The organism is Pseudohongiella sp. (assembly GCF_040877505.1).
Lineage (GTDB): Bacteria > Pseudomonadota > Gammaproteobacteria > Pseudomonadales > Pseudohongiellaceae > Pseudohongiella.
The window spans coordinates 41,723-66,640 of record NZ_JBBDNQ010000015.1 but is presented as its reverse complement, the minus strand read 5'-3'; the positions used below and the strand labels follow the sequence as shown (position 1 = coordinate 66,640).

Annotated in this window: 18 protein-coding genes; 5 read left to right on the top strand and 13 right to left on the bottom strand. The window is 57.3% G+C overall.

The window, feature by feature from the left end; translation table 11 throughout:
• Window positions 1-5: 5 nt before the first annotated feature.
• The gene (locus tag WD071_RS04765) at window positions 6-1,130 is read right to left on the bottom strand and encodes a PQQ-dependent sugar dehydrogenase (protein WP_368047200.1); all 1,125 of its coding nucleotides are present in this window, start codon (window positions 1,128-1,130) and stop codon (window positions 6-8) included.
• A gap of 216 nt (window positions 1,131-1,346) precedes the next feature.
• On the opposite strand from WD071_RS04765, the gene WD071_RS04760 reads away from it, so the two are divergent.
• The 3 genes from WD071_RS04760 (at window position 1,347) to WD071_RS04750 (ending at window position 4,477) form a co-directional block, all read left to right on the top strand.
• Window positions 1,347-1,760 (top strand): copper resistance protein CopC, encoded by a 414-nt coding sequence (locus WD071_RS04760; RefSeq protein ID WP_368047199.1) that lies wholly within the window; start codon window positions 1,347-1,349, stop codon window positions 1,758-1,760.
• A gap of 7 nt (window positions 1,761-1,767) precedes the next feature.
• Window positions 1,768-2,724 (top strand): copper resistance D family protein, encoded by a 957-nt coding sequence (locus WD071_RS04755; protein ID WP_368047198.1) that lies wholly within the window; start codon window positions 1,768-1,770, stop codon window positions 2,722-2,724.
• 88 nt (window positions 2,725-2,812) lie between these two features.
• Window positions 2,813-4,477 carry a Na/Pi cotransporter family protein gene (locus tag WD071_RS04750; protein ID WP_368047197.1) on the top strand — a complete coding sequence of 555 codons (1,665 nt, stop codon included), beginning with the start codon at window positions 2,813-2,815 and terminating at the stop codon, window positions 4,475-4,477.
• 17 nt (window positions 4,478-4,494) lie between these two features.
• Here the strand turns inward: WD071_RS04750 and WD071_RS04745 are convergent, their stop codons facing one another.
• From WD071_RS04745 to WD071_RS04710, 8 genes are all read right to left on the bottom strand, one after another.
• The gene (locus WD071_RS04745) at window positions 4,495-5,676 is read right to left on the bottom strand and encodes a multidrug effflux MFS transporter (protein WP_368047196.1); all 1,182 of its coding nucleotides are present in this window, start codon (window positions 5,674-5,676) and stop codon (window positions 4,495-4,497) included.
• 25 nt (window positions 5,677-5,701) lie between these two features.
• A complete protein-coding gene (locus tag WD071_RS04740) occupies window positions 5,702-7,813 on the bottom strand; it encodes a hypothetical protein (protein ID WP_368047195.1) in 2,112 nt (703 codons plus the stop codon).
• 10 nt (window positions 7,814-7,823) lie between these two features.
• Entirely contained in the window at window positions 7,824-8,888 is a 1,065-nt protein-coding gene (locus WD071_RS04735) for an AAA family ATPase (RefSeq protein ID WP_368047194.1), read from the bottom strand.
• Window positions 8,889-8,953: 65 nt separating this feature from the next.
• Window positions 8,954-11,179, bottom strand: a complete 2,226-nt coding sequence (locus WD071_RS04730) for a transglutaminase domain-containing protein (RefSeq protein ID WP_368047193.1) — start codon at window positions 11,177-11,179, stop codon at window positions 8,954-8,956.
• A 28-nt stretch (window positions 11,180-11,207) separates the two neighbouring features.
• Window positions 11,208-12,554, bottom strand: a complete 1,347-nt coding sequence (locus WD071_RS04725) for a DUF58 domain-containing protein (protein WP_368047192.1) — start codon at window positions 12,552-12,554, stop codon at window positions 11,208-11,210.
• Window positions 12,554-12,961 (bottom strand): hypothetical protein, encoded by a 408-nt coding sequence (locus WD071_RS04720; RefSeq protein WP_368047190.1) that lies wholly within the window; start codon window positions 12,959-12,961, stop codon window positions 12,554-12,556. The genes WD071_RS04725 and WD071_RS04720 overlap by 1 nt, the downstream gene beginning before the upstream one ends.
• Window positions 12,962-13,020: 59 nt before the next feature.
• Window positions 13,021-15,042 (bottom strand): TRAP transporter permease, encoded by a 2,022-nt coding sequence (locus WD071_RS04715; RefSeq protein WP_368047189.1) that lies wholly within the window; start codon window positions 15,040-15,042, stop codon window positions 13,021-13,023.
• An 18-nt stretch (window positions 15,043-15,060) separates the two neighbouring features.
• The gene (locus tag WD071_RS04710) at window positions 15,061-16,155 is read right to left on the bottom strand and encodes a TAXI family TRAP transporter solute-binding subunit (protein WP_368047188.1); all 1,095 of its coding nucleotides are present in this window, start codon (window positions 16,153-16,155) and stop codon (window positions 15,061-15,063) included.
• Window positions 16,156-16,331: 176 nt separating this feature from the next.
• Between WD071_RS04710 and WD071_RS04705 the strand changes: the two genes are divergently transcribed.
• On the top strand, window positions 16,332-18,680 hold the full coding sequence (locus tag WD071_RS04705; RefSeq protein WP_368047187.1) for an SLC13 family permease: 2,349 nt from the start codon (window positions 16,332-16,334) through the stop codon (window positions 18,678-18,680).
• A gap of 31 nt (window positions 18,681-18,711) precedes the next feature.
• Here WD071_RS04705 and WD071_RS04700 read toward each other — a convergent pair whose 3' ends face one another.
• Window positions 18,712-19,149 (bottom strand): NIPSNAP family protein, encoded by a 438-nt coding sequence (locus WD071_RS04700; protein ID WP_368047186.1) that lies wholly within the window; start codon window positions 19,147-19,149, stop codon window positions 18,712-18,714.
• Window positions 19,150-19,304: 155 nt separating this feature from the next.
• Between WD071_RS04700 and WD071_RS04695 the strand changes: the two genes are divergently transcribed.
• Window positions 19,305-21,275 carry an SLC13 family permease gene (locus WD071_RS04695; RefSeq protein ID WP_368047185.1) on the top strand — a complete coding sequence of 657 codons (1,971 nt, stop codon included), beginning with the start codon at window positions 19,305-19,307 and terminating at the stop codon, window positions 21,273-21,275.
• A gap of 2 nt (window positions 21,276-21,277) precedes the next feature.
• Here WD071_RS04695 and WD071_RS04690 read toward each other — a convergent pair whose 3' ends face one another.
• From WD071_RS04690 to WD071_RS04680, 3 genes are read right to left on the bottom strand one after another with little or no spacing between them, the layout of a single operon-like run.
• Window positions 21,278-21,523, bottom strand: a complete 246-nt coding sequence (locus WD071_RS04690; RefSeq protein WP_368047184.1) for a hypothetical protein — start codon at window positions 21,521-21,523, stop codon at window positions 21,278-21,280.
• A gap of 51 nt (window positions 21,524-21,574) precedes the next feature.
• A complete protein-coding gene (locus tag WD071_RS04685) occupies window positions 21,575-23,347 on the bottom strand; it encodes an FG-GAP repeat domain-containing protein (RefSeq protein ID WP_368047183.1) in 1,773 nt (590 codons plus the stop codon).
• A complete protein-coding gene (locus tag WD071_RS04680) occupies window positions 23,344-24,918 on the bottom strand; it encodes an FG-GAP repeat domain-containing protein (protein ID WP_368047182.1) in 1,575 nt (524 codons plus the stop codon). The genes WD071_RS04685 and WD071_RS04680 overlap by 4 nt, the downstream gene beginning before the upstream one ends.

Genomic DNA, 24,918 nt, shown 5'->3' with positions numbered 1-24,918 from the left:
CCTGATCAGTTACTTGGTACCAGGCGCTTGATGCCTTCGCCCTCAATGCCCAGATACACGTATCCATCCGGCCCCTGGCGCACGGCACGAACCCGGCCGATGTCGGTCAGCAGGTCGGTGCGACGCAACACACGGTCATCATGAATTTCCAGCAGTTCCAGCTTGGTGGCACGCAGGGCACCCACCAGCAGGTGATTTTGCAGCGCCGGATAACGATCGCTGGTTACAAAGGCAATGCCGGCAACCGCAATGGATGGGTTCCAGTACCAGATGGGTTGTTCCATGCCTTCACCTTGAGTGGCTTCGGCCAGGGGCTCACCGTTATAGTTGATACCATAACCAACATAGGGCCAGCCGTAATTCTTGCCAGCCTCGGCGATATTGATTTCGTCACCCCCACGCGGGCCATGTTCGCTGGCCCAGACCTGTCCGGTAACCGGGTTTATGTCAATGCCCTGAGGGTTGCGGTGGCCGTAGGACCAGATGGCTGCGCGGGCACCGTCCTGATTAACGAAGGGGTTGTCAGCGGGCACACTGCCGTCGGCGTTCAGGCGATAGATTTTGCCACCGTCGCGGCTCAGGTCCTGCACATTGGTGAAGTGATCGCCGCGGTCACCAATGGAAAAGTACAGATAACCTTCGTTATCAAAAATCATGCGACCGCCGTAGTGCTGCCCGCGCATGGAGTTTTCAGCGCCTTTGTACAGAGTTTCGTGGTCTGTCAGGCTATTGCCGTCGAGTCTGGCCCGGATGATGGCCGTGTTGCTGCCTTCGCCTTCACCTTCTTCGCTGGCATAGCTCAGGTAAATCCAGCCATTCGCGGCGTAGTCAGGGTGCAGCACGATGTCAAGCAGACCGCCCTGGCCGTTGGTATGGACTTCCGGAACGCCGCCCAGCGGATCACCAATCTGGCCGTTGCTGACACGGAAGATTTCGCCATTGCGATCGGTGACCAGCATGTCGCCTTCCGGCAGCCATACCATGCCCCAGGGCATTGATATTTCGCTATTTATGGTTTCCAGGGTGAATTCAGGTAAGTTTTGCGCCAGCGTATTGCTGCTGACTGAAAAAAGCAGGGCACAAGAGCCAAGCGTCAGTGCGGCGGTGCCGAACCAGGTTTTCTTTTTCATGATAATTCCCCAAGTAGTTGAGCGATGATTTATTGTATAGCGTTATGGTGATAGTTTCAGCATGGATTCGTTGTGACATGGGTTGTGCCATGAGTTGTGCCATGAGTTGTGCCATGAATTGTGCGACGAAGTGTCACAGTTGATATTCAGCATGCATTAAGCGCAGCAGTGTACAATGCGATACTATCAAGCATACACATTTATCAAGGAGTTGTTATGAAAGTGCTGTCCCGGTTAAACGCTTTATTGATGTGCGCTGCGCTTGTCATTCCTGCAGGTAAAGCACTGGCGCACGGTGAACTGGTGTCGTCCGCGCCCGGCCACGAGGCTGTTGTGACCATGCCGGAGGCGCTGATCCTGAATTTTAATGATGATGTCCGCCTGTTGCGTCTGGCACTGGTTCATGGCGCCAGTCATAACATAGACCTTGGTTTCAGCCCGTCTACTGAGGCGAAGAGTTCTTTCACGCATGAGTTGCCCGAGCTGATGATTGGGGCCCACACTGTCGACTGGACGATTATTGGCCCGGATGGGCATACCGTCAGCGGCACCTTCAATTTTGTCGTCAGCGAGGGCGGCGAGCAGGCAGAAGTGCAGGATCACACTAACAACGAACATCACCACCACTGAGCCGGTCGTGAGCGCAGGGATCTGGGATATTGCGATACTGGTAAGCAAGTGGCTGTCCTATATGGCCATGCTGGCGATTCCCGGCGCTGTTTTTGTGGCCTGGCTGTGTCGTCAGGTCCCGACTGGCGGACCTGAGCTCGGCAAAGGCCTGATTTCACACTACCTGCTGCCGGCGACTGTGTTGGGCATTCTGGCCTCCAGCCTGTTTTTTCTGTTTCAGGTCGGCGCTGTCAACCAGCGTGGCCTCGGCGGCATGTTTGATCCGGTCATCTCCCAGATACTGGCGCAGACCACCCTTGGCGATGGTTTGCGGTGGCGCCTGTCCGGTTTTTTTCTGGCGCTGATCGCCGCCGGCCTCTGGTACATCGCGCGCTCATGGCCGTCGGCTGCGACCGCTACAAAAAAAGTACCCTGGATATTGTCTGCGCAGGTTTTGACGATCCTGGCCGCCGGTGCCCTGTTGTGCATGGCTGTGTCTTTTGCAGTGCTCGGCCATGTCAGTGAACTGGGTATCGTCAGCCGACTGATGTTGGTGCTGCATATTTCTGCGGTTTGTCTGTGGATCGGTGCCTTGATCCCCCTGCACGTCGTGTGCCGTTCGGGGGCCCGAGACAAAAGTGAGATGGACCGGCATGCTGTTCATATGCTCATGGTATTGTTCGGGCAGGCTGCGTGGATTGTGCTGGGTGTATTGCTAGTCAGCGGCCTGTACTTGGCGTGGCGGCTGAGCGGTGGCCTGTCCGGGCTGTTGACCTCTTCCTACGGGCAATGGCTGCTGCTGAAATTGCTGCTGGTTGTTGCGTTGCTGGGTCTTAGCGCCAGGCACAGATTCTTTCTTGTGCCTGAGCTGGTATTAAGCGGGGCGCGGTATTTGCGCCGCTCAATCGGTTTCCAGATTGCGCTGGCAGCCTCTGTTCTACTGATCACGGCGGCTCTCACGACGCTGGCCGGACCGCCAGGCTGACCGCCGTGTCGCACTTCATTAAAATACATCTGTCATCAAACTGTAAAGAAATTGTAATATTGCGGCGCATTTTATAGACTTCGCGCCCATGGACTATTTCGAAATTTCGTATACCGCTATCGGTGGCCTGGGCATCTTCTTTCTGGGTCTCAAGTACCTGTCTGAGTCGCTGCAATCCAGTGGCCAGGAGGCGATTCGCGGCATCCTGGCATCGCTGACACGTAACCGTGTGATGGCGGTGTTGGCAGGTATTGGCATCACGGTGTTTGTCCAGTCCAGCACCATTTCGACGGTCATGACGGTCAGCCTGGTCAACGCCGGTCTGATGGAGCTCAGGCAGGCCATTGGCGTCATTCTGGGTGCCAATATCGGTACCACGGTCACCGGCTGGATTATCTCTTTCAAAATCGGCAAGTATGGGCTGTTGCTTATAGGGCTGGGTATCTACCCGATGGTCGCTGCACAACGGACCTGGCTCAATACTCTGGGTAAAGCGTTCGTCGCACTAGGTTTGATATTTACCGGCCTGGAGTTTATGAGCGGAGCGTTTGTGCCACTGCGCACTGACGAAAATTTCATCTCCTATCTCTACCTGTTCGATGCTCAGTCGCTGCCCAGCCTGCTGGCCTGTGTGGTGCTTGCCTGCTTCCTGACCGTGCTGGTGCAAAGCAGTTCGGCCATGCTGGGCATTACCATCACCCTTGCCGCCACTGGTGTGATCAATTTCGACACCGCCGTGGCACTGATCATTGGCGAGAATATCGGCACCACCATTACCGCACAACTGGCAGCCATCGGTGCCAATACCTCAGCGGTGAGAACCGCCCGCGCGCACGCCATTTTTAATATTCTGGGCGCCATCCTGTTTATCGCCATATTCCCCTGGTATGTGTCCTTTATCGACTTTATTGTTGGTGGGGAAGCGAATCTTCAGGATGCCGAGGGCATGCGGCCCAATATCGGCTGGCACATCGCAGTGGCGCATACCATGTTCAATGTGCTCAATGTACTGTTCTGGATTCCCCTGATCGGTTTTCTGACCAAAACCGTGATCTGGCTGGTGCCACAAAAAGACGAGAAAGAGATTCACAAGCTCAAATATCTGGGCAGCCGCACCACCATGGCGCCGGAGATGGCCCTGCAGCAGGCAGGGCTGGAAATGGACAACATGATCGACATTACGCGGGAAATGTTTGCGGTGAGCCGGGAATATGTCACCGCGCCCAAGCACAAAAAGAAACTGTTCGAGCGTATCAATCACCTCGAGGATATTACCGATAATATCGAGGAGGAGATGATCAATTTCATCACCATTGTATTAACCGGCTCCGTCTCACAGGATCAATCCGAGCGCTCCTATGGTTTGATGCGAATGGCCGATGAGATCGAAAGCATTGCCGATGCGCTGCAGTCGTTCAGCATCTACCGCAGTCGGCTGTTCAAGCGCAACGAAGATATCAGCCCGGAAGCCTGGGCCGATATCCTGACCTTCTTTGACGAGGTTGCTGCGTACTTTGACCGTCTGACCAGGGCACGTGAGCGTGATGCCAGTAAAGCGGAGTTCAAATCCCTGATTGCGGATTCAAAACAGATCAAAAAGCTGGGCAAGGACATGCGTGAACGACACCTGGATCGTCTGCGCGCAGGGCAATGCCAGGTAATGACCGCACAAACCTACAGCGACATGTTCATGTCACTGCAGCACATCAAGAATCACACCGTGAACTACGTCGAGGCACACACCGGACTTTGATGGCTGACAATATGCGTTCAGCGCTCAACCCGGGTGAAACTCCACAGTGATATCAAGGCTGCAACCAGCATCAGCAGCAACATCGGATACACGGTGCCATTGAACAGCAGCGCGACCAGTTGCGCTGCGACGGCCGACAATCCCATCTGCAGAAACCCGGTCAGGCCGGAGGCACTGCCCGCCATCTCCGGAAACTCGTTGATGGCACCGGCCTGGGCATTGGGCAGCGAAATACCGTTGCCAAAGGTGCTCAGCGCGACCGGTGTAAACAGCGCCAGGGGATGGTGCAGGCCACCCAGCTGCAGTGCGATGGCGATGCCGATGCCAATGATGCTCAGCCGTGACCCCATGCTGATCATGCGGTGGATGCCCCATTTTTTTGATAATCCGCGCGCCATATAATTGCCGACCATGAAGGCCAGCGGAATCATGATGAAGTAGTAGCCGTATTCGTTGGGTGGGCGATTGAACACCGATACCATGATCTCGGGTGCGGCGGAAATGAAACTGAAAAATACCACCGAGACAAAGGCGACGTTGAACGCATACGCAGAAAATGTGCGTGCGCGCAACAGCGTGGCAAACCCTTTCAGCATGCTGCCGACACCGGTGAAATTCACTTTGCGATGCAAGGTTTCCGGTAAATAGCGGAACATGGCAACCAGCATGACAATACTGATGGCCGCCACCAGGTAAAAGATGGAGTGCCAGTCAAAACGCACCAGCATCTCACCGCCGATCACCGGCGACAGCATGGGCATCACCACCATGACCATGACCAGGGTGGCGATGATACCGGCGGCCTCATCAGCCTGATAAACGTCGCGGACAATGGCGCGCGCCAGCACCAGTCCCACCGCACCGCCGGCTGCCTGTACGATACGACCCACAATCAGCCATTCAATGCTGCCGGCCAGCATGCACAACACCGAACCAAAAACGGTGATGCAGATGCCAATTAGCATGATGGGGCGTCGTCCGTAGCGATCCGACAGCGGGCCATAGATGAGGGTGGCAATGGCGATGGACAACATCGACAGGCTGAGTGTGAGCTGTGCAGTGCCGGTACTGACCATGAAGCGTTCGCGTACGATGGGTATGGCGGGCAGCATGATTTGCATGGCGACCGGCCCCAGTGCCGAGGCGGCGGCAAGCAACAGTATCAAGCCACGAGACAGGGACCCCGGGATATCGTGCATAAAAACCTGACCTGAAGTGTAGACGTCAGCGCTGCAAGACGGTGTCCTGTCTTTGCTGCGAGGCGGAGTTCTGATTGCTGAAGATAACGCTGTTGCCGAGCAGGGCTACGCGTTTGGACCGGTCGATAGTATACGCCAGACTGAACGTGCTGTCGTGGAACTGACGCGCCAGGAGCTGAGCCTGGCTGTCGTCACCGGGGTTCTCCGGTGTCTGCAGCTCTGCGCAGGACAGGGCGTCGCCGGCCGTATCGCGCAGGCAAAGACCGGGCGTCTGTGTCGACATGATTTCAAGCGGCAGTCCGCGCTCGTTAATGACAAATCTGGGCGAGCGGTCCAGATAGGATATCAGTTCGGCTGCCAGTTCACTGTTACTGCCGCCGGGGGTGACCGGAACAGCCAGATTCAGCCGACGTAAAACGGTCGGGTCCTGGCGCAGTGCTGCGGCGTAGTGGTCCAGTGCGCGCTCCGCCTGATTTTCCTGCCATGCTGCACTGGCCAGTCGCGCCGACACGCGCGCCCGTAACATGACCTCCTGGGCAGGCAGCAGCCGCAAAGCCTGTTCAGCCATGTCCAGTACTTCACCATGCCTGTTTTGTTGCGCTGCTATTTCGGTCTGGTAAGCAAATACGTAACCCTGATTGAGCGCGAACGCCCCGTCTCCGGCAGCGCTGCCCAGAAGCTGACTCATGACACCTGGCCCCATCAACGCTATCAGCTCCGGTTCCAGCCACTCCGGGATGTGGACGTCCAACGGGGCATAAGGACGCAGACGGTTGCTCAGGGTTTCTTCGTCTGCAAAAAGGGATGCGGCGTGACGTGCCGAGCGCCAGGCACGGAAGCGGGCCGCCTGGGCTTCGATTCGCAGGCGCCAGGCACCCAATCGGGGATGGGTGGCCAGCTCTTCGCGCATGCGTTCATAGCGTATTTTGTGAGCAACGCTGTTGACCAGTGCGGCAAACGAATCCTTCTGGTCTTCGTCGGCGGTATACGAACCGGTGCGATCGGGCTGGTTCAGTGCCGTCTGGGTGAGTCGGGCAGCGTCATCCGGATAACCGGCCAGCATCAGGAATACTGCGCTGACCATGAAATGATCGGCGCGGTTCATGACCCCCACCAGCGGGGACTGATTGTCGCGCCAGACCAGCATATTGTCCAGCGCATCGCGAGCAGCATCAAAGCGGCCCTGGTTCATGTACAGGTATAACTTGTAGACCCATGGATTACCGACACTGTCCGGGTCAATCTGGCGCGAGGCACGATCCAGATAGTCCTCGGCCTCGTCGAAACGGAGCAGGTTCAACGACACTTCGGATGCGTTGAGCAGATGCACGGTGTCTAGTTCTGATGCCTGTGAAGCGGCTATGTCTTCGTCCTCGCTCATGGCATTCTCGCAGGCCTGCAGCGATTCCGCAGGACGCAGATCGGCCAGTTCAACGGCACACAGCGTGTTCCAGGCGCGGCTGCGATCACGGGGATTGTCGCTGCTCGCCAGCACTTTTTCGGCACTGGCGCGTGCCTCATCATAGCGCTTCATCTTGATCAGCGGCCAGCCTCGGAATGACTCGGTATCCTGTCCGTAAATGCTACTGATCTGGTCCAGGTACGCCAGGGATTTTTCCTGATCACCGATCAACTGATGGGCATAGGACAGCTGGCTCAGGGTCAGGTAATGCCACTCCAGGTTGCCTGATTCCATGGCCCGGCCCAGAGAACCATAATTGGTCAGCGATTCGGCAATGTTGAGGTGAAACAGGGCGCGCGGCAAATTGCCTTCGATGCGGAACAGTACTTCGGCCAGGGCGAACTGGGCGCCGGGCGCTTCGGGCGCATCGGATACCCATTGCTGGGCCAGTTCCCGGGCGCGCACATTTTCACCCAGCGCCAGAGCATCGCAGATGGCCAGTGCACGTTCCTCGGAAATACCGCTCATGCCAAAACACAGACGCTGCGAATTGAACTGGATTGAATCAAAGTCGCCTTCACTTTCCTGAGCCTGCAATACCGCATGCGGGAGCAGCACGGACAGCAGCAGTCCCGTCAGTGCATTTTTGACGAGGGCTGTCAGCCGGGATCTGACTGGCGCTTGTGGCAAGAATTGCTGTGACAGGATTTGCTGGGACAAGATTTGCTGGGTCATGGCTACCGTTTCATGTGTCGGACGGGTGATGGGCCTTAAGTGTGCTGCGCGCCAGTTGCTCCAGTGGTTCACGCATGCAATCGCGCAAGACTCTGGCAAAATCGGCGACGCCCGGTGCCAGTTCAACACGGTGTGCCAGCACATGTGGCAGCAGCATTTCCAGATCATCGGCGTTAACGTAGTTGCGGCCGCGAAGGGCGGCCAGTACCTGTAGCGCAGGCAGGATCAATACCAGGCTGCGGGTTGAATTGCCCTGCAGTACCCTGTCATCGGCACGCAGTGCACGCGAGATGTCAACCAGCGTGGTCTTGATAGCACCGGCGATGTACACATGCTGATCAATACTGCGGCGAGCACTGAGTATTTCATTGCGTCCGACGCGGATGCGGTCAGCATCGGGGTTGCGGCGCTGCTGCCAGGTGTCCAGCACTGCCAGCTCGGCGTCGCGATCGATATGTGACATCGTGATCTTGAACAGGAAGCGGTCCAGTTGCGGCGTCGGTAGCGGGTAAGTGCCGACCAGATCCAGCGGGTTCTGCGTGGCGATGACAAAAAACAGCGGATCCAGGGCATAGGTAATGTTATCGACAGTAACCTGTTTCTCGCCCATGGCCTCCAGCATGGCAGACTGAACCTTGGGCGAGGTACGGTTGATTTCATCTGCCAGTACCACGTGCGCAAATATCGGCCCGTGACGGAAATGAAAACTATTGCTGTTGGTGTCAAATACCGGGCTACCGGTGACGTCCGATGGCAGCAGATCGGGGGTAAACTGAATACGGCGGAAGGCGGCGATGGGCACCTCGTGTAATGATGCCGCAGATGTCGGCGCATCTGTAATGGCCGCGTCGTCTGTAATGGCTTCACCCAGTGCTTTCGCCAGCGTGGTTTTGCCGGAGCCGGGGAAGTCTTCCAGCAGTACATGTCCATCCGCCATCAAGGCAATCACGGTCAGGTCAATCACCTCATCGCGCCCGATTACCTGAGCGCGCACGGCACCCGCCAGTCGTTGCAGGACGTTACTGGCCTCGGTCAAAGCCGTGGTCGTCGGGGCCGTCGCTTCCATCACTTGCATGCTTTACTCCTGCCTGGATGCTCAAAGATAATCTGGTGGATTGTTTATGCGTTTATTGTTGCCGACTAACGGGCGTTTAACCAGGGCGCCGGATGTACCACGGCAATCAATCGGCGCCAGTGTGGCTGCGATTGCGCCAGTTCCTGCTGCACCTGGTTGCGCAACTGTTGCCAGTGTTGGCGGTCGTTGTCCTGGCCGTTGTTCTGGTCATTATTCTGGTGGTTAAAAACCAGCTGCATTGCACCCGCCGGGGCCAACCCATAGCCGGGTGCGGCGCGCAGATGGTGATCGGTCAGCAGTACAAACGTGGGCAATGAAGGCGCCAGTCTGCGGGCGAAGGCTTCCCGGCTTTCGCCGTGTCGGCGCACAATGCCAAACGTCGACAACTGATCAAGTGCGGCGCGGTATTGGAGCCGATACTGATGCGGTGTACTGGCCCAGGCGGGGATTCGCGCCCGGTAAATTCTGATCAGATAAGCAGCGCTCAGCAATGCTGTGATCAGGACCAGGATGGCGCGGCCCATACCGGCCAGCGACCAGCGGCTGTCACCGCCCTGATCACGCAGGAAGGCTTCAAACGCCGCATCGTCACGCAGCATGTCGCCCAGCATCTGTTGCAATGAATCCTGCGGATCAGTCGACATGTCGACCAGTGTCTGCGAAGGGGTCGGGTCTACAATGACCCAGCCCAGGTCCTGCAGGTAGATCTCCGGCCAGGCATGGCCGTGCACGGCCTGTATCAGCAAAGCGGAGCCGCCGGCCCTGTTGGCCGATGGTACCGAGTATCCCACACCGACACGGGCGGGAATGCCGAGACTGCGATAAAGGTAAGTGGCGGCGTAGGCAAAGTGAATACAGTAGCCGGTCATGTCGCCAAACAGAAACGAGGCCGCCGGATCACTGGCATAGGCGTGTTCATTGGCCAGGCTGTAAATGCCGTTGGTGTCCAGCCACTCCTTGACCGCCAGCGCTTTGGCGTAAGGATCCTCGGCAAACGCCGGGCGCAGATCAGCAATCAGCTCCCGCGCGAATTCACCGTAACGGGGGTCATCGGGCATTTCCAGGTATTCGGCCCATTGCGACACTGACCAGTCCGGTGAGCCCGCCTGGCGACCGATGAGATCCGGGAAATCGAATTCGGGTACCAGTGAGTCAACAGTGTAGGTCTGACGGAAACGCAGGCTGTTGGGATTGGGCGCGCGCTCGAACCGGACCGGGGCATCCAGGCCAAACGGGCTGCGGTGCGGTGTCAGTAAACCAATAGTGGTGGTTACACGTCGGCGTTTGTCCTGGGCAGGTATCTGGTCGGATACCTCAATGGGTGAAGACGGGAATTCCGCCACCAGATCCTGGTCCAGGCTGTCGTCCTCGGCAGTCCATAAAAGCGTGCCGTTAAACTGGGAATAAGCCGATTCGCGGAAGTAGTAAGCGCCGCTGTCGGGTTCGTAGTCATCACGGAACAGCACGATGGCGACGGGCGCCTCACGATCACTGGCGTCGTTTTCGCCATCCCGGAACGGGTTGTCCGATTGTGAACTACCACCTGCTGCTGACTGCCCGGTCAGCCCCAGGTCGTTGGTCAGGCTGGGTGTGGGCATACCAAAAAACTGCACATAGGCCAGCAGAGAGAAACACAATACGGCGAGTACCGAGAAATGGTAGGGCAGGCGCTTGTGGTTGTTTTCCATCATCAGGAGCACTGCCAGCGCCAGCACCGCGACAACGCCGATGGCCATCAGTATTGACGAGGGATCAATGCCGCGTATCAGGGCAAAATCGCCGATGAAGTAAGGTCTGTCGATCATGCCGCGCTGATGAGCGGCCAGGGTGATGACAAACGCACTGGCAACGAACAGCAGTTCCGGAATGCTGCCCCAGCTGTGGCGCCGCGCCAGCAGCCGCAGGGTCAGACCAATGCCCCCTGCCAACAGCAGCCAGAACAGCATCTGGTCCAGTTGATAGCTGGCCATGGCGCCCAGTGTTTGTGCCATCAGGGATGCGCCGGTAAGCCAGTTCCCCACCACGCCACCCAGGGCGATGGTGATCAGGATCATGAGTACAATCAGAGGTGAGCGCAGGCGGAACAGACGTGCGCGGGTCGGTTGTCGGTCCAGCCAGAGACAGGCCAGCAGGCAGCCGGTAAAGGCCGCAGCGGAGCCGGCGACAGTGGTTAAAGGCGTGCTCAGCACCCAGCAGGCGGTCGCCAGGATCAGTGCTCTGATCGCACTTTGCTGTAGCCTTGGCTGCGTTGTCGGCGCCATCGTCCTGTGCGGCTGCGAAGTTTCACTCATGGTATAGGTCAGTCATAGGTTAACGACATTAAACTCTTTTCAAATGCTGGTCAAAAGACAGACCGGATACGCGGTCAACCATTACAACATGCGCCCCGAGTTTATGAAACTCAAGCATCAAATGGCGTAAGGTCGAGGTGGATTGGTCTTGCGTGCCTCTGCCGTATTCCGCATTGGCAAGAACCAGGGTCTGCCACCATGGCCGGGGTTTCTCGTCACTGATGCCATCCGTACTCAGCACCACCGAAAATGGTCCGGGGTACATTTGCAGCGTGCGTTTGAGCCGCTCCGTCCATGCACCCGGGGTGGCCGGTGCAAAAATGATACAGGCAGACTGGCTGGACCCGTGCCGGTCAAGAAAACGCTCCAGGCCATAGTCAGGCGTCTGCGATTGACCGCGCTCTTTGATCAGTCGCGAGCCGGCAATCAGCGGCAGGGCCGCAGCCAGGGAGCTTGCGCTGTCATCGCTGGCGTCTGCGCCAAAGACCCACGGCGAGCCAATAGCGCCCTGAGTCAGGGCGAAACGGGCGACGCCGGCGGCAGCTTCATCAGCGTCTCCGGTGACCAGATAGGCCAGCGTGCGATCGGTGTGGAACACGCTTCTTTCTGCCAGCCTCACGTTCAGGTGCCGGTTGCGCGCGTATACCCGCCACATGATGTCGCGTACCGAGTCACCCGCCGCATAACGTCGAATGTCCATGCGGTCACCCTCAGGGCGTCCGGCAGGATTGGGTATGCCGTCTTCAGACTCCATGGATCGTAGCACCGGCAAGGTACGGATGCGCCCGGTCTGCGGCAATACCTGCAGTGAGACCTGTTGCGACTGGCGCCATGAAAAACGACACAATCCCAGCACGTCACGCAGCGTGAACAGGCGCACAACATGATTGCTGCGGCAACGCTGCAGAGGCGTGATCTCCTCGTCAACGGCGTTGTCGTCCGGATTGAGCCTGTTGACAGTAGCAAAATGGTCCGGCGCGATGACCTGCCATTCCAGTGTCATCAGCGGCAACCAGGCCAGTGCAGGCAGGCGAAACCCGGTTTCATTCGGGAAGCCGGCTTCTGCCTGGCAGGCGGGCAGTGCCTCTTCGGTGAGCCGGTGCAGTCGTTGGCGTAGCAGCAGCCCGGTCACGGTGACCATCAGGACACTGAAAGTGACAATGCTCAGTGCGCACACGGTCAGTGCAAACACGACAAGGTCCATACGCTGATAGCCGAACCCCTGCAGGGCCAGCAGTGCCAGGGCAAGAACCGACAGTCCGGCCACGGAAAACGGAAAATGTGGACGCAGTCGCGCGCCGAGAGCCTGAACCCGGGTGTGCAGTTGACGGATACGTGCCATGAGTGACATGAAGCGGTGAGTCTCGGCGAGCATTAGCCTGCATCCTTGTTGCCTGGATGTCTCTGGGCACGCGCCAGACATTTGGCCATGATTCGATTGTTCTGACTGTGTACCAGGTGCCGGGCATTGAGTAATTGCGGAATCTCGATGAATACCACGGCTGTCAGTAACATGGCACCATACAAACGCTCACCTGTGCCCAGCAGCAATGCCAGGCCAGCCATCGTCAGACCCATGTTGATGACACCTCGACCCCAGCGCTTCAGGTAGAAATGATGCAGGCCCAGCGGAAACAGCCAGTTTAATAACAAATAGCGATCGGGATCCTTCAGGCGGGCGCTTTCCTGGGCCAGGTAGAATTGCCGCTGAACCCCGGACAGGCTTCGAATCTGCTCCCGCAGTTCATGTTCTTCCAGATTAAGTTCTTTTTCAGAAAACATGAGCGGGTACGTCTCTTAAGCATTAAAGCTTGTCCGTAATCGAATGTTGTGGTGCTCGTTCAGGCCTGTACCGGACTCTCCAGTTTATTCTGACGACGTTGCCAGAATACGACAGCACACACCAGCGTAGCGCCAACGATATGATGATACACCGTCAAGGGCGCCCACATAAGTAGACCGGCACCAACGGCAAGCATTGCAGCGGTGATCAGGTTCAGCGGGCGATCAAGACGCCACTGCAGCAGACCCGCCATCGCAAACATCCCGATGCAGGCCCAGAAGAATGTGTAAAAGCGCTCCGGCCAGGTGCCTGAAATCAGGGGCGAATAGGCAAACAGCACGGGGACCAGGTACAGGCCTTTGGCTATTTTCCATGACGTGACGCCGGTCGCCATGGGTCTGGTGCCGGCAATACCGGCGGCAGCGAACGCGGCCAGACAAACCGGCGGCGTCACGTTACTGTCCTGCGACAACCAGAAAATGATCAGGTGTGCGCTCAGCAACATGCCTGTCAGCAGTTCCGGGCTCAGGAGCTCCTGGCGCAGTATTTGCCGCATCTCCAGCGGCATCTCCCGTAATGCCACCAGCGGGTCACCGCCAAACAGGTTGATGGTGGCGGTGACACTGGCGGGCAGGTCGGTTGCCTGCAGCGCGGCGATCATCTGGTCCTGGGCAATCAGGTCGTAAAGAATGGGAGCAGCGAGTGTTGCCAGCACGATATAGGAGGCAGTCACCGGCAGGCCCATGCCCAGAATCAGGGAGGCCAGGGCAACCAGCACCAGGCTGATCAACAGGCTACCCTGGGCCCATTCTACAATCATCAGTGAAAAGGCGTTGCCGAGTCCGGTGGTGGTCACCACATTGATGATCAGGCCGACCGCAACCAGCAGCAGCGCCGTCGACACCATGGTACGCACACCATCAACCGTGGCTTCAAAAATATCCCCGGGCTTCATCGGTGTCGGTGACAACCAGGACGATACGATGACGGCCAGTATTGCGACGGCGGCTGCGCGGATCGGGGTATAACCCGCCACCAGCAGACCGACCAGCACGGCCAGGGGAATAATGAAGTGCCAGCCCTGCTTGACCACATTCCAGATGCTTTCGTGGTCGCCGGCTTTGTCTGCGATCAGACCCAGGCGCTTGGCTTCGATACGGACAAAGAAAATGACGGTCAGGTAAAACAGCAAGGCGGGCAACGCGGAGACCGAAATAATGTGCAGATAGGGAATCTGGGTATAACTGGCCAGAACAAATGCACCCGCCCCCATGATCGGCGGCATCAATGCGCCGCCGGTGGATGAGGCCGCCACCACGCCGGCGGAGAACTGGGCCGGGAAGCCTGAGCGTTTCATCATCGGAATGGTAATGACCCCGGTAGAGACGGTGTTGGCGACGGCTGAACCGGACACTGACCCCATCAGACCCGACCCCACCACGGCTACGATACCGGCGCCCCCGGTGAAACGCCCGGCCAGGCAGCGCGCGAAGTTGACAATAAAGTCACCGGCACCTGACTTGAGCAGGAAAGATCCGAACAGGATAAACATGAACACATAGGTAGCTGAGATATTGGCGGTCAGGCCGAACATGCCTTCTTCACTGAAATAACTGCGATACAGCACGGTTTCCAGGCTCAGACCGGGGAAGGAGAACACGCCGGTGATGTAGCGGCCCATGAACAGGATGTAGCTCAGGGAAATCAGGATCAGAACGGGCATGAACCAGCCGGTGGTACGGCGGGTGAATTCAATGGCCAGGGCCACGGCAACGGCTGTGATGATGTAATCCGACAGTATAAATTCGGCTTCGCGCGCGTACAGTGCGTCTTCGAACAGTATCATGTAGGCAGTGATGATCACCGCGGCGACAGCCAGTGCCACATTGAGGATTTTCATGGGCAGGGTGGGTGTTACACCGTCGGCATTTTTCTCATTGCTGGACAGTGCGCACAGCGCAACAAAACCACCAAAGTGTATGGTCGAGAACCACAACTCCGACATCGTGGCAAAGACGTTGACGTAGACGTGAAACAGGGCAAATAAAAACGCCGCCCATTTCAGTAAAGGTGATTTCATAGTGCGGACTCGTTGCTATTATTGTTCTGTGGTGCTGTTGTCGACCGTAGCATCAGTTGCATACGGCACACTGGCGTCAGCGGGCCGGTCGTCGCCAGGCAGGATCAGATGAGGCGCAATCTCAAGACCCTGTTCCCGGTAGTAGCGAATGGCGCCCGGGTGCAGTGGCGCACCGAGTCCGCGTGTCGCCCGTTCCAGCCGCATGTCGCGGGTGGCGCCATGAATCTCCTGTAGCGCCGCCAGGTTCTCCCAGATGGTGCGGGTGATGTGATAAACCACATCCTCAGGCACATCGGCGCGAACCGCCAGCACATTGGGGCTGGAGATGGAGCGTACCAGTTCGTTCTGGTTCGGGTAGGTTCCTGCCGGCAGGTCATACCAGTCCCACAGGTCGTAGCGCCGGTTAATGGCATCGAGCTCTTCCTGGGTGAAATTGAGCAGAGTGATGTCTTCCCCCATCTGGGCGAAGGCTTGGGTAATCGCGCTGACCGGCGCACCGGCGGGTACATTCATGCCGACAATATTGCCATCCTGAATGGCATTGGCGGCGCCGCCGTAACCCATGTAGGCCAGCGACAGACGGTTTTCGTAATCGATTTCCAGCGCGTCAAAAATGTAGCGGCCGGTCTGTTCGGCGCCCGAGTTGCGGGCACCCAGCACAAAACGTTCACCATCCAGGTTACGGAAGTCCTGCATGCTCCCGTTTTCCACCAGTTCTGTCATCAGCACAAAATGCTCCACGTTGTGCCAGACTGCGCCGACCGAGCGCAGATGGGTCTGCGGACGCCCGATGGGGCCTTCGCCATTCCAGCCCCAGGCAGCAAACGGGCCTTGCAGCAAGGCGAACTGGGCCTGGTTGTCGCGTAACAGTTTAATGTTTTCCAGTGAGCCGGCCGAACTGATAGCTGACAGGCTGATGTCATAGTCTTCACTGAGCTGCGACTTGGCGATGGTGGCAATGGCCACGCCAATGGGATAGTAGGCACCGCCGGTGGTGGCTGTGGTCAGAATAAAGGGCCGGTTACTCGCCAGCTCGTCGGAGCATGCGGCCAGTGACAGGGCGGTTATCAGCAGTATTATCAGACGTGTCTTCATGGGCGCAGATATAATCACATTTCCTGGCAAAGCTCAATCAGGCCAGCCGAAGGCCGACACCAGGCAGGTGAAACCCCGGGCGGCCTCGCCAGATTCCATGATTCGTATTTATCATGTTGATGTTTCAGGTTTTTTTTGGGATTATGATGGTGCCGTGGTATTAACGCTGCATGACATACAAAAGGATTGTTTGAGTGACATTTGATATCGCACTGGTATTGACCATTCTGTTGGTGGCGGTGCTGCTTTTTGCCACCGAAAAACTGCGCATGGATGTGGTCGCACTGCTGGTGCTCTGTGCGCTGGCGGTGACGGGTCTGGTCAGTCCGGAGGAGGCCATCGCTGGCTTCAGCCATCCCGCGGTCGTCACGATCTGGGCCATGTTTATCCTCAGTGATGGCCTGACCCGTGCCGGCATTGCCGACATGATGGGGCAGCGGGTGATCAGGGTCGCCGGCGACAGCGAAATGGCCCTGGTCATTACCTTCATGCTGCTGGCGGGCCTGCTGTCGGCTTTCATGAACAATATTGGCGTCACCGCACTGCTGTTGCCGGTGGTGGTGGGTGTTGCCCGTCAGGTCGGTGCCACGCCATCACGCTTGTTGATGCCAATGGCGTTTGGGTGTCTGTTGGGCGGCGCGCTTACCATTATCGGTACACCGCCCAATTTGCTGGTCAGTACCGCACTGCAAGAGGCCGGTTTTGAGGGCTTCGGATTCTTTGATTTCGCACCCATCGCGGTCCCGGTTCTGTTGGTGGGCACGGCATTTGTAGCTCTGGTCGGTCGGCATTGGCTGCCCGCCCGTGACCCTGTGGCCGAAATTGGTGACAGTCGTGATTTGCGCGAACTTTACAGTTTGCAGGAGCGTATTTTCGCGGTTCAGGTACCGGAAGAATCCTTGCTGGTAGGCAAAAGTCTGGGCGAAGCGGGTTTGACCACTGCCGCCGGGTTGATGATTATTGCGCTCAGTCGCGGGGGCCATACACAGGCGCTGCCTTCGTCGGTCACCCGGCTGCAGGCAGGTGATATTCTGCTGGCACAGGGACGTCTGGATCGCTTCAAACTGTTACGGCAGTGGAGCGAGCTGTCCATCGAAAGAGAGGCGCCGGTACTTCATGATCGCCTGCTTGAGGATGCCGGCCTCTATGAAGTCACTGTCAGTGATGACTCTGCCCTGGCCGGTAAAAGCATGACCGCGGCTGAATTCTACGAATCAACACAATCCTGGTTGCTGGCAGTGCTCAGCGGGGAGACAGTGCGTCGAACACGCCTGTCAGACTATACCTTTGTCAGTGGTGATCAGCTGTTGATTCAGGGAGACGAAAAAGTTCTCAAGGCTTTATGCGACAAGTTCAAGTTCATTGGTGTCACCGCGCTGGACAAAGAGCGCGTGCTGCAGAAGTACCATCTCGATGAACGCCTGTTGGTGCTGAAAGTACCGAAAGACGCGGCGCTGGCCGGGCGCAGCGTTGGTGACTCCCGGTTGGGCAAGGCCTTTGATCTGCGTTTGCTGGCGATGTTCAGGGACGGTGATTTCATCCGCCCTTTGCCAGCGGACGAAGAGATCAAAGGGGGCGATCTGCTGTTGGTGCAGGGCCGTCAGGAGGATTTCGATTTATTGCGCGGCCTGCAGCAGTTGCGCATGCTGGATGATGCTACGCCGTATATGAAAATTTTTGAACAGGGCAAACTGGCCATGGTTGAGGCCATCATGCATCCGCACAAATGGATCAACAACAAAACCGTGGCAGACCTGAAACTGCGTGAAGCCTGGCAAGTGGAAGTGGCTGCGGTCTGGCGCGGCGGTCGCCCCTACCGCTCCGGCCTTGGCGATATGGAACTGCAGCGCGGTGATGCGCTGTTGCTGGTGGCACCACTCAAACAATTGGCGCAGCTGAACAGAAACCGTGACCTGATTATTCTGAACCCGGTGTCTGCACCGGAGGTGGACAAGTCGCGCGCACCGATTGCCGTGGGTTGCATGGCGCTGGTGGTGCTGCTGTCCATTCTGGGTCTGATGCCGATCTACATTGCCGCGCTGATCGGTGCCACCCTGATGGTGTTGGGGCGCTGCCTGAACATGGAGCAGGCCTACAAGGCTATCCACTGGCGCTCGATTGTGCTGCTGGCAGGCATGATGCCACTGGGGGCGGCGATGCAGGGCAGCGGGGCGGCGGCCTATCTGTCGCAACAGTTATTGCAGTTGACCGGCGACTACAACCCCTGGCTGACTGTTGCAGGTCTGTACTTTCTTACCGTTGTGGGCACGCTTATCATACCCACCGTGGTGTTGGTGGTGCTGATGGCACCGATTGCACTGTCGGTGAGCATCGGTCTGGGCGTGCAGCCTCATGCCGCCATGATGGCTGTTGCGCTGGCTGCGGCAGTGAGTGTCGCCAGTCCGGTGTCGCACCCGACCAACGTGTTGGTGATGGGCCCCGGTGGTTATCGGTTTGTGGATTTTCTGAAGCTTGGTTTACCGTTGACCTTGCTGATCTTTATTGTGGGCGCAATCCTTATGCCAATCGTCTGGCCACTGTAAGCACTGCGCCCGCCCGGGTTGCCCGTGCATGTTATTTCATCTGGGAAAAATCTGTTGCCGTCAGGTATTTGCGCTCGACGCCCTGCAGAATTGCGCCATCGCGATTGGATTCCTCGTTGACCACAGCCCATGCCGGATCGGAGCCGAAAGCGCGCCAGGACGCGTTGGCCGCTTCCTGACTGTCATGTTTAAGCAGATAAATCAGCGTGTCTTCGGCTTCTTCGGGGTCGACAGGCAGCCAGTAGCCAATATTGGTCATGCCGTGTTTTTCGAACAACGCCATGGTGTGGTCGCGGAAGCGGGCCAGCAGCTTGTCGAGGTTGCCGGGAGTCGCGGTATAGGTGCGTAGCTCGAAGACCGGGCCATTGTCCTGAGCCAGGGCCTGGCCGGGGGACAGTAGCGCCGCCAGCACCACAAAGGACGCTGAGGCCAGGGTGTTAATCATTCTTTTGCACATTGTTGTTTTCACGATCAATCTCCTTATTATGCAGTTACTGCATGGTCGCTGGAGCGTAGCAGAAATCGGCGTCACACAACAAGCGTGCGGGCATTGCCCATGACCTGACCTTGGTGTCTAATAACGCCACAGGGTATTCCCCAATATCTGGCTATTGGAGCGCACGCATGACTGCAGACCAGCTGACTATCATTGCCATTCTGGTTTGCAGCATGGGCATGTTCATTTGGGGACGTTGGCGACATGACATGGTAGCCGGGGGCGCTTTGCTGGCCTGTATCCTCACCGGACTGGTGTCAGCCGACGTGGCGTTTGCGGGCTTCGGCCATCCGGCAGTGGTTACCGTTGCCTGCGTCCTGGTGCTCAGCTACGGCTTGCAGATTACCGGCGCCGTTGATGCCCTGGCCAAAAAGGTATTGCCGTCTAACACCGGCCCGACTCTGAGTATTTTTGCATTGACTGCGCTGGCAGCGGTTTTATCCGGCTTCATGAATAATGTAGGCGCCCTGGCGCTGTTAATGCCGGTATCGATTCAGGTGGCATCGCGGCTGGGTTTGCCACCAGGCCGGGTTCTGATGCCATTAGCTTTCGGGTCCATCCTGGGCGGCACCACCACATTGATCGGTACGCCGCCTAACCTGATTGTGTCGGGGTTTCGCAATGAAGCGGGTCTTGGCCACTTTGGCATGTTTGATTTCACGCCGGTGGGCCTGTCGATTACCCTGGTGGGCATCCTGTTTGTCGGTTTGATTGGCTGGCGGCTGGTGCCGGCCCGACGCAATGCGGAAGCGTCCAGCTTTGAGACGGGCACATATCTAACCGAAGTCAGAATTCCAAGCGGCAGCAAAGCAGTTGGCAAAACCCTGCGCGAAGTAGAAGTCATCCTGGAAAAAGCTGATGCGCAGATAGTGGGTCTTGTGCGCGGTGATGTCAGGGTCATCGCGCCTTACTCCCGTCGGGTTCTGCGTGACGATGACATTCTGGTTATCGAGGCGGAACCCGAGTCCATGGGGGCCGCGTTGTCGAGCCTGGGCCTGAAACTGGAAGAGGAAGTGCCGGTCGATGAGACGGCACACGAGCACGAGGATGAATCCAGCCTTGATGAACGCACCGAGGCATCTGTTGACAAAAACGGTACGAGGAAGCGGGGGGGCAAGAGAGTCACACCGAACAGGCCGGAGACGGCGAGCGCTGCCCGCAAAAGTGATACTGCGAAAAAGACTGAAACCACCAGCGATGAAAAAAAATCCGAAACGGAAACCAAATCTGTTTCCAAATCCGATGAAATCGTCATTCAGGAGTTGGCGGTCATGCCGGGTTCAACACTGGTCGGGCGTTCGGCGACTGATATTGAACTGCGCACGCGTTATGGCATCAATTTGCTGGCGGTATCCCGCCAGGGCCGCCGATCTATCAAGCGCCTGCGCCAGACCACAATGCAGGCGGGCGATGTGCTGTTAATGCAGGGAGTGCCGGAAGCAGTCGCAGGCTTTGCCGGGGATTATCGATGCGTGCCGCTGGCCGCGCGCGATATCAGAGTGCCGGTCAAGGGCCGTGCCTTTATGGCCGGCGCCATATTTCTGGGTGCCATCGGTGTTACCGCGCTAGGCGTGTTACCGGTCTCGGTTGCATTTGCCACAGCAGTATTGATTTACATGGCGCTGAAAATAATTCCCATGCGAGCCGTGTACGAGGCCATCGACTGGCCAGTGATCATATTGCTAGGTGCGCTGTTGCCGGTTGCAGGCGCAATGGCCAGTACCGGTGCAACTGACGTAATGGCCTCGGTGCTGCTGGATTCGATCGCGCAGGGCGATCCCGTGATTGCCCTGGCTCTGATGTTGATCATGACAATGCTGTTGACTGATTTCATGAACAATGCAGCGACAGCCGCAGTGATGTGTCCGCTGGCGATCAGCCTGGCAGCGCAGCTCAATGTTAATCCCGATTCGTTCCTGATGGCGGTTGCAATCGGTGCGTCTTGCGCGTTTCTGACGCCGATAGGGCATCAGAACAATACCCTGATTCTGGGGCCGGGCGGGTTCAAATTCGGTGATTACTGGCGCCTTGGTCTGCCGGTCGACATCGTGGTGGTGTGTGTCAGTCTGCCGGTATTGCTCTGGGTCTGGCCCCTGTAATGTCAGTCCTGGTGCTCGCTGTCATGCGTTGTTGATGATTCGTTTTTGGTGACGGGCACTTCCTCATCAGCTGCGTTCAGCAACATCCAGGCGCCGCCGAATACACAACTGATCATGGTAATACTCAGTACCACGACCAGGCGGTAGGGCATGGCAATATACACATCGCCGAACCTGTCAGCGGCAAAGGCGAGCAGGTTGACGATGACAAGTGCGCTGATAAAGCTTATCCAGACAATTTTTTTCATTGTTTTCTGTCCTGGCTTGTATCTGGGAAGAAGGTATCTGTTTGGCTGGCATCATTCGATGCCCGACAACCATAACACACCGCTAACGGCAGTATCACTGCGTTCCAGGAACACAAAAATATCGTCCCTGCCGTTGTTGTTCAGGTCGGTTGCAACAATATCGCCGCGCTGCGCTTCAGTCGCCAACGACAGACTGATATCCGGCTGCCGGTCACTGATTGAGTTCAGATCACGATTTACCCCGATGTCGAACTCGTCGATGATGCGACGAACATCGATTTCATAGTTGTCACGGCCGCGTTCGTAGTCAATCGAGGCGAGAAAGCGGTCCTCGTCGGCATCAGCTGCCGGTGTCAGCGCGCGATAAAAGACATTGACCTGATCGCCCAGCAAGACCAGCAGATCCTCCATGGCAGTGCCCATTGCCGGGGTGTTTCCCGGCCCCGTTGATAGCGCGGCGCGGGTTGTTGGCACTACCACCCCGGTATTGCTGGCGCGATCCCTGATGTCCTGCACCGAACTTAGCATTCTCACTGCCGAAGGAAAGCGCAGGGCGACGGTAATCCTTCGTGCGGGTCGCCGTGCGAAGGTATCGCCTTCGTTGGGATAAACAAAAGCCTCGATATTGATGGTACCGGATATCGCCAGCCACAAGAACACATCGCCCAGGGACACCTGTTCAACGCGCCATAACCAGAGGTCGGGTTGTTCGTCACCATCCTCATCGTGCAGGAAGACACTCAGCACGTTGCCGCCGGAGCGCAGGATCTGGTCTGCCTGGTCAAAACCAATGCCTTCGCTGCTTCCCAGGTGCAGGGCAACACGACCGCCTTCGCGCAGAATCATGTCATCAATACCATCACCGTTCATGTCCTGCAGAATTTCTTCATGGGTCAGCGCCAGCACGCCGGTGAGGTTGGCAAAGTCGAGCTGATCAACATCAAAGTCACCCAGGCGCTCGCGGATAGCGGTGCGGTCAATACTGTAGCTTGGTGCAGATGAAAAGTAATTGCTGTTGCCGTCGGCATTGGCCAGAAATACATCAAACCGCTCATCGGTATCGGAAATCAGATCGCCCCGCCCGTCGCCGTTTACATCGCGCAGCGACATCAATGGAATGCGCAGCGTTTGACCCACGTCCCGGGTCAGGTCAACGGGTTGCTGGCGTCGGTCATCCGAACCGATAACACTGAGATTGCGGGGATTGTCGGGCGTCAGCACGGTTCGCAGTTGCATGTCTGATGATATCGCCAGTGGCTGCTGGTAACTGCCATCTGTATTGCGTATATGCAGGGCGAGCTGGCCTGCGCCAGGGATAATCAGATCATCGAGGCCGTCAGCATTGATATCGCGGGAGAAGTTGAGTCGGTAAACGCCTTGACCAAGAAAGCCGGATAACTCGCTGAGCAAGGGGGTGGCATCACTGAATTGTTGATCCTGGATTTGCCAGCGCAAAACCCGATTACCGTCAATGAGCGCGATCAGGGAATAGGCGCCACTGGCAGAGTAGTTGTCACTGATGTCCCAGCCCACGGCCTTGCCGGGCAGCTCCAGCTGTGCGGTCGGGGTGGTAAAATCGAAGCCCCCGGCGGTGTGGAAGTACAGGCTGATGGTGTTGTCGGCAAATGCCATCAGGTCATTGCGGCCATCACCATCGGCATCGACAATCAGCATGCGTTCGGTTGATGGGGGCAGCGAGAATGCAAATTCCCGGTAGCCGGGGAGGCTGTCATCGGCGACAAGCAGACCGGGCACCAGCAGGAACAGACAGGCTGTGCCATAACCGGCAGTTTTTAAACAGGCTCTTGGGTGATAACAGGTCATGGCGAAGATACCAGCACGGTGCTTGTATTGGAGTGATTCAACAGGATATCCGGAATGCCATCCGCGTTGAGATCCTGCACGCTGAACCCGATGATCGTGCGCTCCGGCACGTATTGCCAAAAAGGTTCGCTGGCAAATTGCAGGTTGTCATCGATGGCTCTGGCCGCGAGGGTGCCCTCGGCGGTGAGGTACAGGGCATCCATGCGGCCGTTGCCATTGAGATCCGCATTCAGATAAATGGGGCTGGACAGGCCACGGATGCTGCTGGCGGAAAAACTCTCCTCCAGACTGAAATCGGGCCGGGCATTAAACCGGTATTGTTCGCGGTTGTTGTTGCTGCCATAGAGTAATTGGGTGCGCACAACACTGGTATTGCGAATCGCATTAACAACCGGGATGGTGTAGTAGCTGACACTGAGCACCGGATAGCCGTTGCCCGCAATATCGCTGACACCGATTTGCAAATCGTAGCCGCTGAAACGCATGACCTGGTCGGGCTGGTCAAAAGCAAAATGTCCGCCTCGATTGACATGAAAAAAAACGTCCCAGTTGTCGCCGTCTTCCACAATACGCATGACGTCGGTCAGGCCATCGCCGTTGATGTCGAGGAGCTGTATATCGCCCTCCATGTCGATCGGCCCCTGCCAGTCCGGTTGTGCATTGAAGTGACCATCAGGCTGCTGCGCGAGTACATTGAGTTGACCACGAATATCGTTGCCTATATTCAGGTAGACAATATCATTGGCATCAGCATCGGTCATGGCGCTCAGTACCGCAGGCGGCAGCCAGTGACTGCGATCAAGCAACACGTTGTTGTCACTGTTGGTATCGCCGAGAAAATTTTCAAAAGCAGAATTGGGACGCGCGTTGATCCGGACGATAAGCCCATCCTGCCGGTTGATTTCCACCTGTGTGGAAAAACGTCCGGCACTATCGGGCAGGTCCGCCGGGTCCAGTTCTTCGTTGACCGTGGAGAAGACATGTACCTGCGAAAACTGCTCATCGGGTCCGCCACGAAACAGACCGTAGCCTTCCGGGCCGGGCAGTAACAGATCTACGTGACCATCACCATTGATGTCAGTGGGTGGAGGCAGGAATTCGGTCACTCTGCGATCGGGAATGGCTGCAATCAGAGGCCATTCAAACAAGGGCCGGATATTGCCGCTGTAGCCATCAATGGCTGACGACAGGCTGAAGGCGGCGGTGCCGGTGAACAATAACAACTCGACCCCGGGCTCCGGGCGCAAATCAGCAAAGCCCACGGCCACTATTTCTGGCAGGATGGCAATGTAACTGGATGGTCGGGCAGGAAACCGGTTGTTGGGCTGCTGCAGAAACACCAGCAATTGCCTGCCGGTATCAGCGCTCCATTGCGGAAGCACAAGGTCTTCGTGCCCATCGCCGTCGAGATCGGCCATCACCCATTGATTGGGCCACTCCGGCGCCGGGATCTGCGACGCGATATAGTTGAGCGGGCGTGATGCTTCCTGCGCCAGTACCCCTGTGGCACAGATACTGGAGCCAGCCATCAGCACGGCTGCAGCCAACCTTGTGATACGGCACCTGCGCAT

Bases quoted from the DNA above. Each gene is read 5' to 3' on its own strand.
- WD071_RS04725 (WP_368047192.1), bottom strand. From the start codon at position 12,554: ATGCTCGCCGAGACTCACCGCTTCATGTCACTCATGGCACGTATCCGT.
- WD071_RS04740 (WP_368047195.1), bottom strand. From the start codon at position 7,813: ATGACCCAGCAAATCTTGTCCCAGCAAATCCTGTCACAGCAATTCTTG.
- WD071_RS04750 (WP_368047197.1), top strand. From the start codon at position 2,813: ATGGACTATTTCGAAATTTCGTATACCGCTATCGGTGGCCTGGGCATC.
- WD071_RS04735 (WP_368047194.1), bottom strand. From the start codon at position 8,888: ATGCAAGTGATGGAAGCGACGGCCCCGACGACCACGGCTTTGACCGAG.
- WD071_RS04730 (WP_368047193.1), bottom strand. From the start codon at position 11,179: ATGAGTGAAACTTCGCAGCCGCACAGGACGATGGCGCCGACAACGCAG.
- WD071_RS04680 (WP_368047182.1), bottom strand. From the start codon at position 24,918: ATGCGCAGGTGCCGTATCACAAGGTTGGCTGCAGCCGTGCTGATGGCT.
- WD071_RS04685 (WP_368047183.1), bottom strand. From the start codon at position 23,347: ATGACCTGTTATCACCCAAGAGCCTGTTTAAAAACTGCCGGTTATGGC.
- WD071_RS04695 (WP_368047185.1), top strand. From the start codon at position 19,305: ATGACTGCAGACCAGCTGACTATCATTGCCATTCTGGTTTGCAGCATG.
- WD071_RS04765 (WP_368047200.1), bottom strand. From the start codon at position 1,130: ATGAAAAAGAAAACCTGGTTCGGCACCGCCGCACTGACGCTTGGCTCT.
- WD071_RS04690 (WP_368047184.1), bottom strand. From the start codon at position 21,523: ATGAAAAAAATTGTCTGGATAAGCTTTATCAGCGCACTTGTCATCGTC.
- WD071_RS04745 (WP_368047196.1), bottom strand. From the start codon at position 5,676: ATGCACGATATCCCGGGGTCCCTGTCTCGTGGCTTGATACTGTTGCTT.
- WD071_RS04760 (WP_368047199.1), top strand. From the start codon at position 1,347: ATGAAAGTGCTGTCCCGGTTAAACGCTTTATTGATGTGCGCTGCGCTT.
- WD071_RS04715 (WP_368047189.1), bottom strand. From the start codon at position 15,042: ATGAAATCACCTTTACTGAAATGGGCGGCGTTTTTATTTGCCCTGTTT.
- WD071_RS04720 (WP_368047190.1), bottom strand. From the start codon at position 12,961: ATGTTTTCTGAAAAAGAACTTAATCTGGAAGAACATGAACTGCGGGAG.